Origin of the sequence: Bacillus sp. es.036 (assembly GCF_002563635.1) — a bacterium.
In the GTDB taxonomy this organism is placed as follows: Bacteria; Bacillota; Bacilli; order Bacillales; family Guptibacillaceae; genus Guptibacillus.
In genome coordinates this window covers 1,297,501-1,313,740 of record NZ_PDIZ01000001.1, presented here as the reverse complement: position 1 = coordinate 1,313,740, position 16,240 = coordinate 1,297,501, and the positions used below count along the sequence as shown (strand labels likewise).

General features: G+C 40.0%; 18 protein-coding genes. 5 read left to right on the top strand and 13 right to left on the bottom strand.

Features of this window, described 5'->3' with window-relative positions:
- The first annotated feature begins 10 nt into the window (after positions 1-10).
- Entirely contained in the window at positions 11-508 is a 498-nt protein-coding gene (locus ATG70_RS06840; protein ID WP_098443589.1) for a L,D-transpeptidase family protein, read from the top strand.
- A gap of 54 nt (positions 509-562) precedes the next feature.
- Here ATG70_RS06840 and ATG70_RS06835 read toward each other — a convergent pair whose 3' ends face one another.
- The 9 genes from ATG70_RS06835 to ATG70_RS06795 form a co-directional block, all read right to left on the bottom strand.
- The gene (locus ATG70_RS06835) at positions 563-1,345 is read right to left on the bottom strand and encodes a serine hydrolase (protein ID WP_179886208.1); all 783 of its coding nucleotides are present in this window, start codon (positions 1,343-1,345) and stop codon (positions 563-565) included.
- A complete protein-coding gene (locus ATG70_RS06830; RefSeq protein ID WP_098443587.1) occupies positions 1,345-2,253 on the bottom strand; it encodes a C40 family peptidase in 909 nt (302 codons plus the stop codon). The genes ATG70_RS06835 and ATG70_RS06830 overlap by 1 nt, the downstream gene beginning before the upstream one ends.
- A complete protein-coding gene (locus ATG70_RS06825) occupies positions 2,240-3,340 on the bottom strand; it encodes a dipeptide epimerase (RefSeq protein ID WP_098443586.1) in 1,101 nt (366 codons plus the stop codon). Before ATG70_RS06825 ends, ATG70_RS06830 begins: the two co-directional genes overlap by 14 nt.
- A 171-nt stretch (positions 3,341-3,511) precedes the next feature.
- On the bottom strand, positions 3,512-5,143 hold the full coding sequence (locus ATG70_RS06820; protein ID WP_306472690.1) for a peptide ABC transporter substrate-binding protein: 1,632 nt from the start codon (positions 5,141-5,143) through the stop codon (positions 3,512-3,514).
- 54 nt (positions 5,144-5,197) lie between these two features.
- On the bottom strand, positions 5,198-6,058 hold the full coding sequence (locus tag ATG70_RS06815) for an ABC transporter permease (protein WP_224880170.1): 861 nt from the start codon (positions 6,056-6,058) through the stop codon (positions 5,198-5,200).
- 85 nt (positions 6,059-6,143) lie between these two features.
- Positions 6,144-7,073, bottom strand: coding sequence for an ABC transporter permease (locus tag ATG70_RS06810; RefSeq protein ID WP_098445743.1), 930 nt, complete (start codon positions 7,071-7,073; stop codon positions 6,144-6,146).
- Between the two features lie 15 nt (positions 7,074-7,088).
- The gene (locus ATG70_RS06805) at positions 7,089-7,910 is read right to left on the bottom strand and encodes a M55 family metallopeptidase (protein ID WP_098443584.1); all 822 of its coding nucleotides are present in this window, start codon (positions 7,908-7,910) and stop codon (positions 7,089-7,091) included.
- Positions 7,911-8,096: 186 nt separating this feature from the next.
- On the bottom strand, positions 8,097-9,983 hold the full coding sequence (locus ATG70_RS06800; protein ID WP_098443583.1) for an ABC-F family ATP-binding cassette domain-containing protein: 1,887 nt from the start codon (positions 9,981-9,983) through the stop codon (positions 8,097-8,099).
- A gap of 337 nt (positions 9,984-10,320) precedes the next feature.
- Positions 10,321-10,752, bottom strand: a complete 432-nt coding sequence (locus ATG70_RS06795) for a DUF2203 domain-containing protein (RefSeq protein WP_098443582.1) — start codon at positions 10,750-10,752, stop codon at positions 10,321-10,323.
- A 163-nt stretch (positions 10,753-10,915) separates the two neighbouring features.
- Here ATG70_RS06795 and ATG70_RS06790 point away from each other — a divergent pair, with 163 nt between their 5' ends.
- Complete coding sequence (locus ATG70_RS06790; RefSeq protein ID WP_098443581.1) at positions 10,916-11,236, top strand: 2Fe-2S iron-sulfur cluster-binding protein; 321 nt, start codon at positions 10,916-10,918, stop codon at positions 11,234-11,236.
- A 40-nt stretch (positions 11,237-11,276) separates the two neighbouring features.
- Here the strand turns inward: ATG70_RS06790 and ATG70_RS06785 are convergent, their stop codons facing one another.
- Positions 11,277-11,942 (bottom strand): GntR family transcriptional regulator, encoded by a 666-nt coding sequence (locus tag ATG70_RS06785; RefSeq protein WP_098443580.1) that lies wholly within the window; start codon positions 11,940-11,942, stop codon positions 11,277-11,279.
- A gap of 143 nt (positions 11,943-12,085) precedes the next feature.
- On the opposite strand from ATG70_RS06785, the gene ATG70_RS06780 reads away from it, so the two are divergent.
- Positions 12,086-12,919 (top strand): YitT family protein, encoded by an 834-nt coding sequence (locus ATG70_RS06780; protein WP_098443579.1) that lies wholly within the window; start codon positions 12,086-12,088, stop codon positions 12,917-12,919.
- A 41-nt stretch (positions 12,920-12,960) separates the two neighbouring features.
- Here ATG70_RS06780 and ATG70_RS06775 read toward each other — a convergent pair whose 3' ends face one another.
- Positions 12,961-13,443 (bottom strand): dihydrofolate reductase, encoded by a 483-nt coding sequence (locus ATG70_RS06775; protein WP_098443578.1) that lies wholly within the window; start codon positions 13,441-13,443, stop codon positions 12,961-12,963.
- The gene (locus ATG70_RS06770) at positions 13,440-14,234 is read right to left on the bottom strand and encodes a thymidylate synthase (RefSeq protein WP_098443577.1); all 795 of its coding nucleotides are present in this window, start codon (positions 14,232-14,234) and stop codon (positions 13,440-13,442) included. Before ATG70_RS06770 ends, ATG70_RS06775 begins: the two co-directional genes overlap by 4 nt.
- Positions 14,235-14,383: 149 nt before the next feature.
- Here ATG70_RS06770 and ATG70_RS06765 point away from each other — a divergent pair, with 149 nt between their 5' ends.
- Positions 14,384-14,827: an Hsp20/alpha crystallin family protein gene (locus ATG70_RS06765; RefSeq protein ID WP_098443576.1), complete on the top strand. Its 444-nt coding sequence runs from the start codon at positions 14,384-14,386 to the stop codon at positions 14,825-14,827.
- A gap of 34 nt (positions 14,828-14,861) precedes the next feature.
- Here ATG70_RS06765 and trxB read toward each other — a convergent pair whose 3' ends face one another.
- Positions 14,862-15,803, bottom strand: coding sequence for a thioredoxin-disulfide reductase (trxB, locus tag ATG70_RS06760; protein ID WP_098443575.1), 942 nt, complete (start codon positions 15,801-15,803; stop codon positions 14,862-14,864).
- A 190-nt stretch (positions 15,804-15,993) separates the two neighbouring features.
- Here trxB and ATG70_RS06755 point away from each other — a divergent pair, with 190 nt between their 5' ends.
- Entirely contained in the window at positions 15,994-16,230 is a 237-nt protein-coding gene (locus tag ATG70_RS06755; RefSeq protein ID WP_098443574.1) for a YuzB family protein, read from the top strand.
- Positions 16,231-16,240 lie beyond the last annotated feature (10 nt).

Sequence of the window (16,240 nt, the reverse complement as noted above, 5' to 3'; positions counted from 1 at the left end):
AGGAGGTTTCATTGTGCAGCACATTGTAAAATCAGGTGAAACATTGTCTTCGATTAGTGGTGATTACCGTATTCCTGTTTCGCAAATCATTATGGCAAATTCACTAGCTAACCCAAACCTCATATACCCTGGCCAGCTAATTGAAATTCCAGGATACCCAGATCCAAACACACTGCCCTTTACGATTTATATATCGTTAACTAACCGTACACTTACGCTTCAAAAAAATGGATCTACTGTAAAGGTATACCCTGTTGGCGTTGGCCGTATGCTTCACAATACGCCTACTGGAAAGTTTATTATTATTAATAAAGCCCCAAATCCTGGAGGCCCATTTGGAACAATGTGGATGAGTATTTCGAAGATCCATTATGGCATTCATGGTACTAATGATCCATCCTCAATCGGAAAATACGTCTCGAGAGGCTGTATTCGCATGTATAATCAAGATGTGGAACAACTCGCCAATACGATTCCAATTGGCACTTCTGTAACAATAGGACCTTAAACATATAGAAAAGACGCTGTCCACTTTTGGACAGCGTCTTTCGATATCTATCTATTACTTGTAAAAGTCATACAGCAACCTGCCTGCATTCGCTATGGCTTCTCGCCCATAACGATTCTCCAATAAGCCTGCTGTTAAAAAAGCATAAACCACAGGACCATTAGAAGTAAACAGTATACCAGCGTCATGTTCGACTCCATTCAGTTCTCCGGTTTTGTGAGCAAGAAGATTTTCTTTTATAGAAGAAATTTTGCTTGGAAACTTATCTTTAAACTGCTGCTGTAATAAAACCTCTACTCCCCATTCCATGGAAGATTGTGACAGTAAATGCTGGGTAACAAATTCACGTAATAGTAAATACGTGTCTTTCCCACTTACCATGTTGTCCAACCCTGATTTAAGAGCATCTCGGTCCATCATCCTTCTCATAAGCTTTGAATGAAAGGCTCCTGCTGCTTTCATTGTATGATTAATGTTGTGTTCGCCAACTAAATCAATTAGCTGATTCGTTGCAGTGTTATCAGAGGATATGATCATCAACTTGAGGAGGTCAGCTAACTTCCATTGATAATCACGTGAAAGGTGGTTTATCACTCCGGCTCCCCCAACATAATTTACGTTATCTATTTGGACAACCTGATCGATTGTCAACTGTTCATTGTCGACTTGTCTTAATGCTTCAACCAAGATAGCGATTTTGATAATACTTGCTGAGGATACTGGCTGATCAGCATGTAACGCAATTTCGCCATCAGGGGTCGATACATAAATCGATTGATTCCCTTCAAGCCCGTGAAAACACTCTTGGATTTTCTCTTTCACCTGTCCAAACTGCATCAATTTTTCCCCCAATAACGTACGACCCCACATAATTCTTCCTCGTAAATGGTTCCTTTAAGTGGTGTTACTTCAATAAATCGACCTGTACTAGGAGAATGAATCATTTTCCCATCTCCATAATAAATGCCTACATGGTGAACCGATCCTTTCCCATGTTCATAAGCAAAAAAGAGTAAATCACCTTTTTCCCACTCTCCTTCTTCAACGGCTTCCCCACTGTTCAATTGGTCATGTGCATCACGCGGAATTGTACAGCCAATGGACCTTGCCATATTATAGCTAAATCCTGAACAATCGTAGCCATAAGAAGACATACCTCCCCATAAATAAAGAAGACCAATAAACTTTTCAGCTTCGTGAACAAGCTCATCCCCTGTTCCCGCTTGCTCGTTCTTTCTCCAAAGTGTTACATCTTCCTTATCTAATCGTCCCTCTCCATGAGGGGTCCAAACGACATAATCCAACTTTTGTTCATCGAGTACAGGTAGAATCGTTTGATAACTTAATAGCATCTCGCTGTTTTTAGTCACGTCACGTAGTTTAGCGCCATGTTTGTTTGTTGAAACACATAAGGAATTAGGATCAGGTAATTGACTCGATAGTTGAACCGTTGGAATCCATCCCGGATAGCCTCTTTCATCTTTTGAAGAAGGTTGGGAAGGTACTAGAACGTATGACCAATTCCCTCGTTGATCAAGTAGAATGACTTCTTCCCCGTATAATACTTGCGATTGAATATGATTTTGATCACATAACTCAAGTCTTTCTGTATATGTTAACGGCTCCAACCAGTCGATTAGGCAGACAGGATTTGTAATGGCATTCTTGTCAATCGATCGTGCTTTCTCTGGTGTAGTCCATAAAGTTGCTACTGTTACAGCGATTGTTTTTCTAGTCAATTCCAATTGTCATCCCATCCTTTTCAATTGTGTGAATTCCTAATCCTGGAGTCTCCGTAAAAGTCATCACATTCCTCCTATAGTGAACGCCACCTTGAACGAGATCGTCTCGAAACATAAGGGGCGCATCAAAATCAAATCGAGTAATGTTTCGTTGACTTGCAGCAAAATGAGCAGCAGCAGTTATGCCTACACGGGATTCAATCATACTGCCAACCATACACTCCATTCCAGCAGTCTCAGCAAGTGCGTTAATTTTAAGTGCCTGGTGAATGCCTCCAGATTTCATCAGCTTAATATTAATAAGATCACTCGCACGCATTTGAATGACTTGAAGAGCGTCTTGAGGTGAAAATATGCTCTCGTCCGCCATAATTGGTGTCAGTACAGCATCAGTTACTTTCTTCAATCCCTCTAAGTCTTTTCTATGTACCGGTTGTTCAACTAGTTCAATGTTTAGCCCTTCCTCTTCCATTTGACGAATGGCATAAATGGCTTCTTTAGGCGTCCAACCCTGATTTGCATCTAATCGGATACAGGCATTGTTTTTAATGCGTTTTCTAATTTCTCTAATGCGATTTAGATCATTTTGGATCGTATCTTTTCCAACTTTTACTTTTAAAATGGTAAAGCCATCTTCTATGTACTGGACTGCATCATTAGCCATTTCATTAGGATCATTCACGCTTACGGTGTAGTCCGTTTGCATCGTGTTGCGATAACCGCCTAAAAACTGATATAAAGGAAGAGAACTTTTTTTCGATATAAGGTCATAAATGGCCATATCGACCGCAGCTTTCGCACTTGTGTTTCCGATCATTGCATTGTGAAGTTGGTGGAAGATAGATTCATATTCTGTGAGGTTCATTCCAATTAGTTTCGGTTTAATCACATGTTGTATTGCTGAATTAATACTAGCCAGACTCTCCCCCGTAATCACCACCGTTGGCGGAGCTTCACCAAAACCTACTAATTCTTCTGCTTCGATTTTCACCATCACAGCTTCAGCCTCTGTTACCGTTCGAAGCGCCGTTTTAAATGGTTTCTTCAATGGAACTGATACACAAAACGTTTCAATGTTCGTGATCTTCATTCAAATTCTCCTTTTCATGAGGACGTGATCCGGTAAATTTCAACTAGGCTTACGACATTCATCACAATTATTCTATCAATGATGAACTTAGAACTATAGTCCTTTTTCAGATTTCCTTTATAGTCTTCTTATAAAAAAGAGCCCGGTTTACTCAAACCGGGCTCCGTGCTTTTACTTAATATCCGCCCATTTCAATTCCATGTATCCTACAGGGTGACGAACAATTCCCGTCACATCTTCACTCTGAAGGTAAACTTGATTGTAGAAATGAATCGGGAAAATCGGCATTTCTTCGAATAAGAGTGCTTCTGCATCATGCATGTATTCGAAACGTTTCGCTTCATCCGTTTCTTCTTTCGCCTTTGCGATTAAAGAATCATATTCCTCGTTGCTCCAACCAGTACGGTTCATAGAATGATCCGTTTGGAAACTTTCAAGAAAGTTAATCGGATCACCATAATCGGCAAGGAATGAGCTTCTTGAAAACTGCAAGTTTAACTGCTTTTGTTCATCAGAGAAAACATTCCATTCCTGGTTCGCAAGCTCTACATCTACACCAAGAACTTCTTTGTACATTTGTTGTAGCGTTTCAGCAATTTTTTTATGAGCATCATCCGTATTGTACGTTAAGGTTACAGCTGGAAGTTGATCATACCCTTCTTCTTCCATGCCTTTTTCAAGTAGTTCTTTTGCTTGATCCGCGTCTGTTTTGACGAGATCACCACCAACTTCTCTAAAATCACCACCTGCCGCATCTTCAAATCCATATGCAACAAAGCCGTAAGCTGGTTTCTCTTCATTTTTCGTAACGAACTCTACAATTTTCTGCTGATCAACGGCCATTGCAAAAGCTTTTCGAATATTTTCATTCTGGAAAGGCTCCATTTCAAGGTTGAAGCGATAGAAATAAGTTCCTGACTGATCTTCCACTTGAGCTTTTCCATCGCTGAAAAGTTCTTCGCTTAAGTCAGCTGGGACATCAGAAGTATGAAGCTCTCCTGTTTTATACATTTGATACTCTGTATTCGTATCATCAACCATTGCCCAATTTACTTGGTCAAGCTTTACATTCGCAGCATCCCAATAATTTTCATTCTTACTAAATTCAAACTCAGAATCATGTTCCCATTTTGATAGTTTAAAAGGTCCATTACTTACATACGAATCTGCTTCCGTATGCCATTCAGGGTTTTCTTCTACAGTCGCCTTATGAACAGGGAAGAAAGCCGGGTTTGAAATCAAATTAGGAAAGAAAGCAACTGGACTTTCAAGTGTTACCTCAAGCGTCGTTTCGTCCACAGCTTTTACCATCATATCGTCTTCTGATCCTTCTCCTGTATTATATGCTTCCGCCCCTTCGATGAAGTATGCAAGAAACGCGGCTGGAGATGCCGTATCAGGATTCGCTAGTCGCTTCCAAGCATATTCAAAATCTTCAGCAGTAACGGCTTCTCCATTCGACCACTTCGCATCTTCACGTAATTGGAACGTATACGTTTTGCCATCTTCAGATAGCTCCCACTCTTTTGCCGCAGCAGGCTGTGGCTGATCCTTCTCATCAAGACGCGTTAAACCTTCCATTAAGTTGTTCAACGCGTTCCATGATACGCTATCAAAGCCAATTGGTGGATCAAATGAAGTTGGTTCACTTCCATTATTCAGCTTAAGTACCTTCGTACCCTCTTCTTGGTTTGCATCGTCACTTCCTGAATTTGAATTTGATGAGCTATTTTCCGTTGTAGTGCAACCAACGATTCCAATAAGAAGCAACAAGGAAAGTAGCATTGTTACGATTTTCTTCAAATAAATTTCCCCCTTATGATTTTATTATCAGTGAAATCTCATGAAAATGAGGTTTTACTTACGCAATTTTGGATCAAGAGCATCCTGCAAACCATCGCCAAGAACGTTAAAAGCAAACATCGTTAACGAAATGAAGAATGCAGGGAAAAATAATCTCCACCAGTGACCAGATAAAATAACAGACAAACCATCATTTGCCATAACACCCCAACTCGCAACAGGTGCCTGTACACCTAGCCCTAGAAAGCTTAAAAAAGCTTCTGCAAAAATCGCCGTGGGTACGGTAAGCGTCATTTGAACGATAATCGGTCCCATTGTATTCGGAAGTAGGTTCTTCCGAATAACACGACCAGCACGCGCTCCAAATGTTCGAGATGCCAGTACGTGCTCGGCGTTCTTCAATTGAAGAACCTGGCCTCGAACGATTCTTGCCATACCAACCCAGCCCGTTACGGTTAACGCAATAATAATTGTGAATAGTCCAGGTCCCATGACTACCATTAGTAAAATGACCATCAGCAAGTATGGAAGACCATATAAAATCTCAATAATTCTCATCATAAAATTGTCTGTTCTTCCACCTTTGTATCCAGAAAACCCACCATAAGCGACTCCAATGATGAAATCGATAATGGCCGCCATAAATCCAACGAATAATGAAATCCTTGCACCATTCCATGTTCGGGTGAACATATCTCGTCCAAGATTATCTGTACCGAACCAATGTTCAGAAGAAGGTGGTAAATTGCCTTCTGTTAGCACCTGGTGATCATAGGAATATGGCGTTAATAACGGCCCAAATATCGCCATTAATACAAGTAAAACTAGCATCACAAGTCCAGCCATAGATAGCTTGTTCCCAGAAAGCCTCATCCAGGCATCTTTCCAATAGGAAATACTAGGTTTCGCGATCATCTCAGCATTAGAAGAGGGGTTTTGTACAGGAAGAAACAGGTCATCAGATAACTCCTGTTTCATTTCTTTTCGCTCTGGTATCATGCTATTCCCCCCTCTTATGTAGCTTAATTCTCGGATCTAATATCCCGTAAGCAATGTCTACAATAAAGAGCATCATTATGAGGAAGGCACTATAAAAGACAGTTGTTCCCATAATGACAGGATAATCACGATCATTAATGCCGTTAATAAAATATTTCCCCATTCCAGGGATGGCGAAGATTTTTTCAATAACAAAACTACCCGTCAATACACCAGCAACAAGCGTACCTAGAATCGTGATAACTGGTAGCAATGCATTCCTAAGCGCATGCTTTGTAACAATTTGAAAGGTAGTCATTCCTTTCGCACGAGCCGTCATGATGTAATCTTGATTGAGTACTTCGATCATACTTGACCTCGTTAACCGCGCAATGATCGCCATTGGGCCTGTAGCAAGCGCGATTGATGGTAGAATCATATGCATTGGTGACGCCCATGTCGCCACAGGAAAAATTTCCCACGTGACCGCTAACTGTTGAATAAGTAGTGTCGCCATAATGAAGTTAGGAACTGAAATCCCAATCACCGCAAATGTCATGGCCATATAATCAATCGCCCCATTGTGACGAAGGGCCGCCATGATACCAAGTATGATGCCTGAAATAATCGCGATCAGAAGAGAAGTTATTCCGAGCTCTGCTGAGACAGGAAACCCTCTCCCAATCATTTCATTAACGGAGGTAGATGATTGTTTAATTGATGGTCCAAAGTCAAGTGTCGCAAGGGATTTAATATAAATCGCATATTGAATAAAGACCGGTTCATCTAAATGGTAATGCGCTTCAAGATTTTGCTGCACCGCTTCACTGGTGTTTCTCTCCTGGTTAAATGGTGACCCTGGAACCGCGTGCATTAAGAAGAACGTAATGGTTACGATGATCCATAATGTAATCACCATGGCGAAGAGACGATTTACAATATATTTCGCCACAGGCATCCCTACTTTCTAGCTAAATGTTGTTCTAGATGCTAATTCCGTCATCACAAGCATGGCTTGATAGGCTTCAAGCATATTTTTCGCTTGATATTTAACGGTCGTTTCTGTTTCAATCTCGACACCCGGCATAAGGCTCGCCCACTCGGCCTGTCCATAATTGTTAAATTCAATACGAAGAACAGGCTTACGAGGAGGCACTAATGGTTCGACACTGCGTTTGTTGATAAACGCCTTCTCTGTCTGTTCACGCAAAATCTTCTCTGTTTTATGGGGAGAGAATAAAAGCGCAGAAGATCGCGAAATCGATTCTTTAACGACAGCAGTTGTAATATTTGGGATCAGCTGTTCAGCTTCGAGTGCTGCTCGATCATCACCAGCGACAAATAATACTGGAACACCCAAATATCCTGCAACGTAAGCATTCATCCCTAGCTCTCCAACTACTTGCTCGTTTATGTAGAAATTCCTTACATTGTGGAACATGGAATGAGACATTGCACCCGGAGTGCCTGCGCGTGCGTGATAGCCAATCATTCCCATTCCTTCATATGTACTGTCCAACCCTTGAACCATTGAATAAGGTTTCACATCCCCTGAAATGAGCCTTGCTTCAGGGTGAAGCTTCTCAAAAAGCAAGTTGTTCATTTTTGAATGACTATCATTCACCGTTATCGCTGAACATCCACTTCCAAAAGCCGCTTCAATCACATGATTGGCTTCTTTTGTCATGATTTCCTGCCCGCGTTCGTAGTGCCGCTTGCTCGCATCAATAAACGAGTCATCAACAAGTCCTGTTATTCCTTCCATATCTACCGATAAATAAAACTTCACAAATTTTCTCCTTTCTCTCTAGATTCGTAACTTTCTGAATTATTATACCACTATTTACTTCGTTTCTCAAAATATTCTAAAGACATTGTGAAGTTTTATTTCATAGTTTTTTGCAACTCTAACGATTAAAGGATATAAAGACGATAAAAAAATCCTACCAGCGTGTATGGTAGGATCTTGTATTGCTTATTCCATTTTTTCCGAGAGCTCAGACCACCGTTCAATTTTTTCTTCTAACTCCATTGAAAGAGCCTGCTCTTCTTTATAGAGCTCGTCTACTTTGGCAAAATCACTTCCTGATTCTGCAATTTCATTCTTCACGTCTTCAATGCGCTGCTCTATTTTCTCAATTGTGTCCCCAATGGTTTCCCATTCTTTCTTTTCTTTATAGGATAATTTCACTTGCTTAGGCTTTTCATTCACAATGTCTTCTTTTTGACTCGATTGCTTTTTATCAAGTGCTTCAAGTTCTTTTTCTCTTTTTACAACATCAAGGTAATCAGAGTAAGAGCCATAATAATGATTAATCTTTCCTGTGCCATCAAAAACAAAAAGCTGTTCTGCGATCTTATCAAGGAAATAGCGATCGTGAGAGACGGTAATAACAGCCCCAGGGAAATCAGCAAGGTAGTCTTCTAATACCGCTAACGTTTGAACATCCAAATCGTTCGTAGGTTCATCAAGAAAAAGTACATTTGGTTCTTCCATTAGAATGCGAAGCAAATATAATCTTCTTTTCTCTCCACCGGACAATCGTGATATGTAAGTCCACTGCATATCAGGTGAAAATAAAAATCGCTCAAGCATTTGGGAAGCTGAAACGGTACCGCCTTTACGTAGACGAACCTCTTCTCCCCCTTCTCGAATGTACTCAATAACTCTTAAAGATTCATCAAGCCCTTCATTTTGTTGAGTGTAAAAACCAGGCTTAACTGTGACCCCAATTTCAACGTGACCAGAGTCAGGTGCAATCCGACCTGCAAGCATATTGAGTAACGTTGTTTTACCAGAACCATTTGGTCCGATGATACCAATTCGATCTTGAGGAAGGACAAGATAGTTAAACCGATCAGTCAAGGTGCGACCATTAATGGTTTTTGTAAGGTCAGTTGCTTCAATCACCTTTTTGCCTAGTCGACTAGCTCCTAATGCCATATCTACATTGCCTTCAGTCGCACGCCCAGGTAGTTCTTTCATGTTTTCAATTCTTTGTTTCCTGGCTTTTTGTTTTGTTGTTCTTGCTTTAGCTCCCTTTTTTAGCCATTCGAGTTCACTCTTAAGTAATTTGTTATGCTTATCTTCTTCTTTTGCTTCACGTTCTTCTCGCAACGCTTTCTGTTCTAAAAACGTCGCATAGTTTCCATCATATTCAAATAACCGTCCTTTATCTAATTCAAAAATACGATTCGTTACGCGATTAAGAAAGTACCTGTCGTGTGTGACAAGTAAAAGAGTGCCCGAATAGCTCGCGAGATACTGCTCTAACCACTCCACTGTAGCATTATCAATATGGTTTGTAGGCTCATCAAGAATTAATAAATCGGCAGGATTAATAAATGCTTTTGCTAGTGCCACCCGCTTCTGTTGACCACCCGATAATGCATTAACCTTTGCCTCAAAATCCTGGAGACCTAGCTTCGTTAAGATCGTTTTAGCTTGTGTACTAAAATCCCATGCTTGAAGACGATCCATGTCTTCTTGTGCTTGAAGCAACTTTTCTTGAGCAGATTCTTTTTCGGGATGATTCATTACGGTTTGAAGCGCCTCTTCATATTTCCGCACCGTATTAAAAAGCGGTACGTCACTATCAAAAACCGTTTCAAGAATCGTCTTCTTCTCTATAAACACTGGATCTTGAGGTAAATATTCCACATGAAATTGATTTGCGTGATAAAGTTTGCCACGATCCATTGATTCAAGCCCTGCAAGGATTTTAAGCAATGACGATTTTCCAGTCCCGTTAACACCGATTAATCCGATTCTTTGCTTATCTTCGAGCGAAAAAGATATTTCATCGAATAATGTTTTTTCTCCATATGACTTGGTGATTGATTCAGCCTGTAACAAGCTCATGATCCTCATCCTTTTCTCTCTTTAGTCTGCTTTCTATTTTAACTGTTTTAGAGATAGAAGGGAACTAATCTACTACTATCATAAAGAAAAGAAGCTCCATTAAGAGCTTCTTTTTGTTAGGCATTCTTTTTCTGTTTTTTATTTTTCTTATGTTTCTTATTATTGTTCTGATCAGCTGCAAGCTCACTCGCAAATTCTGTCTCATGCTTTTGATTTTGCTTTGGGTTTTTCATTGCTTCACCTCCCTTGTTTCTTAAGGTAAGCAATATTTTATTTTCTATACTAGTACGGTAATTGAAATTTATTTATTCTTCCAAATAAGGGGGGCTGAACGACCTCAGCCCTGCTCTTCTTCTTTAATGATGTTTTCAATCGGTTCTCTTTGGCTAAACCCTCCAAAATCAGAATGAAAAAAGGAAACCTCGTTTTCCCCTTCTTTCCAACAAAGTAGCACTTTTTTTCCATTGATAACGGCAGGAAAATCAATTAACCCTTCATCTACGTTTTTAATTTCGACCCCGAGGGCCATAATATTATTGATAAACGTTTGTGCCTCTAATTCCATAAACTCCATACGCGCTTCTTTCTTAAATAGAATATCCTCATCTACTTTTGTTTTATGGCGATAAAGAAGCGTTTTTTTATGTTGCTCAATTTGATCATAATGTTCATTAAACTGGGCTTTTAAACGCTTTAATCCGGCAAGCTCTCTTTTAATCATGGGTAATAAATTATTCGCTTCCTCTAAAGTAAAATATTTTTTATCCATGTTTTTCCTCCTGGTTCATCTTTACTACTTCTTATTTACCCTTCCTTCTATTCTTTACACATCATTCGACGAAATTTTACAATTAAAAGAGTGCTTCAAACGAGTACATATTTCCGATATGATAGTAAGTGAACGGGGAACGATTTATAAAGGAGGAATTTCTTTGGCTAAAGTAACAGTACCAGATCACGGATCATTTGACGTAGAAGAAGGGACAAAGCTAACTCTTGCACTTGAAGATAACGGAGTTCAGGTGCTTCACCGGTGCGGTGGTAAAGCAAAATGCACGACTTGTCGTGTTGAAGTAATGAATGGGGAGTTTGGAGATCTAACAGAAATTGAGCAGGAAGCATTCAAGAAAAAAGGTGTAGAAGAAAACCTACGTCTTTCCTGTCAAGTTCGCGTTAACGGTGATTGTGAAGTAAAACCTATGATGACTGTTGAAAGTTCTGGTCTGGATGCCGGTCCGAGACCTGCAGAATAAGGGAACCTATTTAGACGAGCTATACACAGCTCGTCTTTCTTTAGAATAATTTCGTAAGCGACTGATATTTGTGCTTGTCATTCTCGAGCTTTGTTAAACTGTGATTAAGGTGTTCCTTAACCACTTCAAGAAGGCTTTCCTTATCATTCTTCTCTATAAGCTGGATCATTTGATGATGTTGGAGCAGATCATTTTCATCATTTTCTCTAAAAACATCATACAAAATCATATATATGGTGATTTGGTTTAATATCCTCTCCATAAAATCAATCAAATAACGATTTCCACTCGCTTTTGCCATTATAAGATGAAACGTTTTATTTTGCTCATGGTATACAAGCATGTCCCCCGCTTCAAAAGCTTTACTCATCTCCTCTGTATGAGATTTTAACAACGCTATATGTGTTTTCACTAGTTTAGAGTATCCTTCCCTAATTGCCATTTCTTCTAAGACCTTTCTCATTTCAAAAGCCTGAATCATCTCTTCCATTGTCGGTTGAACGATAAATGCCCCTTTATTCGGAATGACATCGACTAGTCCCTCTGCTTCTAACTTCGAAATGGCGCTACGAATCGGCGTTCTGCTAGCATTTACTTTCGCTGCAATTGCACTTTCAAACAGCTGATTTCCGGGTGCAATTTGTCTCCTTAATATTGCATTCTTAATAAGCTGATATACTTTTTGCTCGACCGTTTCTTTTCGCATATCTCAAGACCCGCCTTACCTTTCTTTTCCCTCATTTTAACATATGAATTGTTTTTTCGAACAATATTGTTGAACAATCTTGTTCGACTTTATCCGATATGATATATTATCCTACGTATTCAGGAACAGAACGGAGTGATAAAGTGAATAACACTGGAAAAGAAATCACTTTAATTATTATTGGATCGCTATTCTTTGCGCTTGGAGTAAACTTGTTTGCGATTCCGAATGAATTAGGTGAAGGTGGCGTAACCGGTATTTCCATGACGCTATATTATATTCTTGATTGGTCACCAGGAATTACGAACTTTGTAATGAACGCTGTACTTTTAGCGATTGGATACAAAGTACTAAACAAACGAGTAACATGGTACACAATGCTTGCCATTTTCTTTAGCTCATTATTTATCCAGCTCACTGAGGGAATGGGCGAACCTCTTGATATCATGCTAGGTACTGTCTTTGCAGGTGTATTCATCGGGATCGGACTTGGCCTTGTTCTTCGCTCCGGTGGAACAACCGGCGGCTCTACGATTGTAGCCAGAATGCTTAATCAGCACTTTGGATGGAGCGTTAGTACATCGATGTTTGTATTCGATATTCTAGTCGTTCTCGGTTCTTCTGTCGTAATTGGAATTGAAAATACGATGTATACGGGAATTTCTATCTATATTAGTACGAAGATATTGGACTATTTAATTGATGGATTTGATACACGAAAAGCCGTTACGATTATTTCAAATAGCACCGTCGCAATCGCAGAAAAAGTAAGCGAAGAAATGGACCGAGGCGTTACAGTCATTAATGCACGCGGTCATTACTCCAATGAATCAAAAGATATTCTATACGTTGTGATTAACAAACAGGAGCTCTTTCTTCTCAAAAAAATGATTCAGCAAGTTGATGATAAAGCTTTTGTTGTCGTTCATGATGTGCGAGATGTTTTTGGAGAAGGTTTTACCTTTCCAAAAACATAATAAATAATCCCCCGGTGACGTTCACCGGGGGATTGGTTTAGTTAGATACGATCGTACACAACAAAATCAAAATTATGCTTATTTCGCTCATCGCTTTCATGTTTTTCTCGCGATGTTTCTTTCCAATCATCTTTAGAGAAGTTAGGGAAATAAGTATCCCCATTAAATGTTTCATGAATTTCTGTAATATATAGTCGATCCGCATGCGGCAGAATTTGCCGATAAATTTCCGCTCCACCGATCACGAACCACTCTTTTTCCTCACGCTTTGTAAGATCGAGAAAAGCTTCAATTGAATGGAGAACAGTAACCCCTTCATATTCAAGATTTTTTCTCGTAATCAGATAGTTTTCACGTCCAGGTAATGCTTTTCCAATGGATTCGAATGTTTTTCTTCCCATCACGATCGACTTTCCAGTGGTCATTCGTTTAAAGTAAGCAAGATCAGCTGGCAGATGCCATGGAAGATCGTTGTCTTTACCAATTAGCTGCTTTTCATCCATTGCCAGAAGAAATGAAATCATACAGAAACCTCTCCTTTAATATGAGGGTGAGGATGATAATCCGTTAATTCAAAGTCCTCAAATGAGAAATCAAAGATGGATTTCACTTCTGGGTTAATTTTCATTTTGGGAAGATCTTTCGTATCACGCGTAAGTTGAAGCTGAACTTGCTCGATATGGTTGTTATAAATGTGAGCATCGCCTAACGTATGAATAAACTCACCGGGCTCTAAGTCACACACTTGTGCCATCATCATAGTGAGAAGCGCATATGAAGCGATGTTAAATGGTACGCCAAGAAAAACATCAGCAGACCGCTGATAAAGCTGACAAGAAAGTTTACCATCCGCTACGTAAAATTGGAAAAGACAGTGACAAGGAGGCAAAGCCATTTCATCAACTTCAGAAGGGTTCCATGCCGTTACGATCATTCTTCTGGAATCCGGATTTGTTTTAATTTGCTCAACCACTTTTGCAATTTGATCAACTGTCGATCCGTCTGCTCCTGTCCATGAGCGCCACTGATGACCGTAAACGGGACCAAGCTCTCCATTTTCATCGGCCCATTCATTCCAGATACGTACCCCATTATCTTGAAGATACTTCACATTCGTATCTCCTTTTAAAAACCAAAGTAGCTCATGAATGATGGATCTAAGGTGAAGTTTTTTTGTTGTTAACGCTGGAAAACCCTCCTGCAGATCAAAGCGCATTTGATGGCCAAATACACTCATTGTTCCCGTACCAGTTCGATCAGATTTTTTTGTTCCGTTATGTAAAATTTCTTCGCAAAGCTGCAAATAAGTCTTCATCGTACTCCTCCTTTAATTCTCTACTGACCATTGTAACATGAAGAAAGTAGAGAAGTAACTTCAGAATCTCTTGTAAAAACAGCCAAAAGGAACCTTTTCAATAGGCATACATACTGTATATCAGAAATGTTGGAAAGGATGAATGTCAAATGGGTAAAGGCGATAAATTGCCGAAACTGTTTCAAGATCCCGCTATTCAGAATTGGATGAACACGTTTGATGATTTTTTTAAAGAGCCGTTTGCCAATCTACTGCCTGCGCAGTCGTTTCGCGTTGACCTATATGAAACGGATGCTGCTTTTATCGTAGAGGCAGAGTTACCTGGTATTTCAAAAGAACAAATTAAGGTTGAACCGCTTGGAGATGGACTGCGCATTTCAATCGAGTCGAAAGAATATCAGGAAACACGAAACGATAAGCAAAAGTATTATAAACAAGAACGCTCCTATGCGAGTACGAGTCGCACGATCAAACTGCCTTATCACTTCTCAATGAAAAATGTGAAGGGAAAATACGAAAACGGCATTCTTGAAATTAAAATTCCGAAAGCCGACCGGATTCAAAACGATTCAAACTATATCGATATCCATTAAAAAAGCGTAGGGCACATGCCCTGCGCTTTCATGTTTACATACTCCAATCAATAAAGGCGTTTCCTTCTAAGAACCGCTCACAATCCATCGCAGCCATGCAGCCTGTTCCTGCTGCTGTAATCGCTTGTCGGTAAGTAAAGTCCTGAACATCGCCACATGCAAATACACCTGCAACATTCGTTCTGGTGGTTCCCGGTTCCACTTGGATGTAACCTTTATCATCCATATTAAGTTTCCCATGAAGAAAATCTGTGTTTGGACGGTGGCCTATGGCAACGAAAATACCATCCGTTTTTACAATTTCTTCTTTTCCGGAATCACTATCCTTCACTTTAATACCACTAACTTTATTGTTTTCGGCCACAACCTCAATAGGTGAAGCATTGAGTTTCCAGCTAATTTTTTCGTTTGTGCGTGCGCGCTCTTGCATGATTTTTGATGCACGTAAGTCCTTTCTACGATGAAGGATGGTTACTTCTGAAGCAAATTTTGTTAAAAAAGTGGCTTCTTCCATCGCAGAGTCTCCTCCACCAATTACGACGATTTTTTTACCACGGAAGAAAAAGCCATCACACGTCGCACATGTACTTACACCTCTGCCCATATTCTCTGATTCACCTGGAATTCCAAGAAGCTTCGCTGAAGCACCAGTAGAAATAAGAACTGATTCTGCCACGATGTCGCCAAGCGTATCCGTTGTTAATTTAAAAGGACGTTCACTAAAATCAATGTCCTTCACCCAGCCGCGTTCGATCGTTGCACCGAAACGGAGCGCCTGCTTCTTCATGTTTTCCATCAATTCAGGACCAAGAACGCCATCTGGAAACCCGGGGAAATTTTCTACATCAGTTGTTAACGTAAGCTGACCACCAGGTTCCGGCCCTTCAATGACAAGCGGATCCATATTCGCTCTCGCAAGGTAAATCGCTGCTGTTAAACCTGCTGGTCCTGTTCCTACAATAACTGCTTTATGCATAATGACCCTCCTCTATCGACTTCATTATGTTATTTTTCCTAATTATAAAGAAATAAACCCTTCTCTTACAAATTATATGAGTAATAGTCAATATGTTTCTTCCTTCATGCAAATGGTTGTCCATTTTCCTCCCTTCTTGGTAGAATGGAAACAGTTATGAATTTGTTAGGAAAACTTGAGGTGAATAGAAATGAATCCAATTGTAGAATTTTGCATGAGCAATCTTTCAAGCGGTTCACATAAAGCAATGGAAACACTAGAAAAAGATACGGACCTAGACGTCCTTGAATATTCCTGTCTTGGCCATTGCACGCTATGTAGCCAAGAAATGTACTGCCTTGTAAACGGCGAACGTGTGACAGGTGAAACGCCAGATGAACTTGTTGATAACGTCTACCAGTTCATCGAAGAAAACCCGATGTTTTAATGAGAATCGG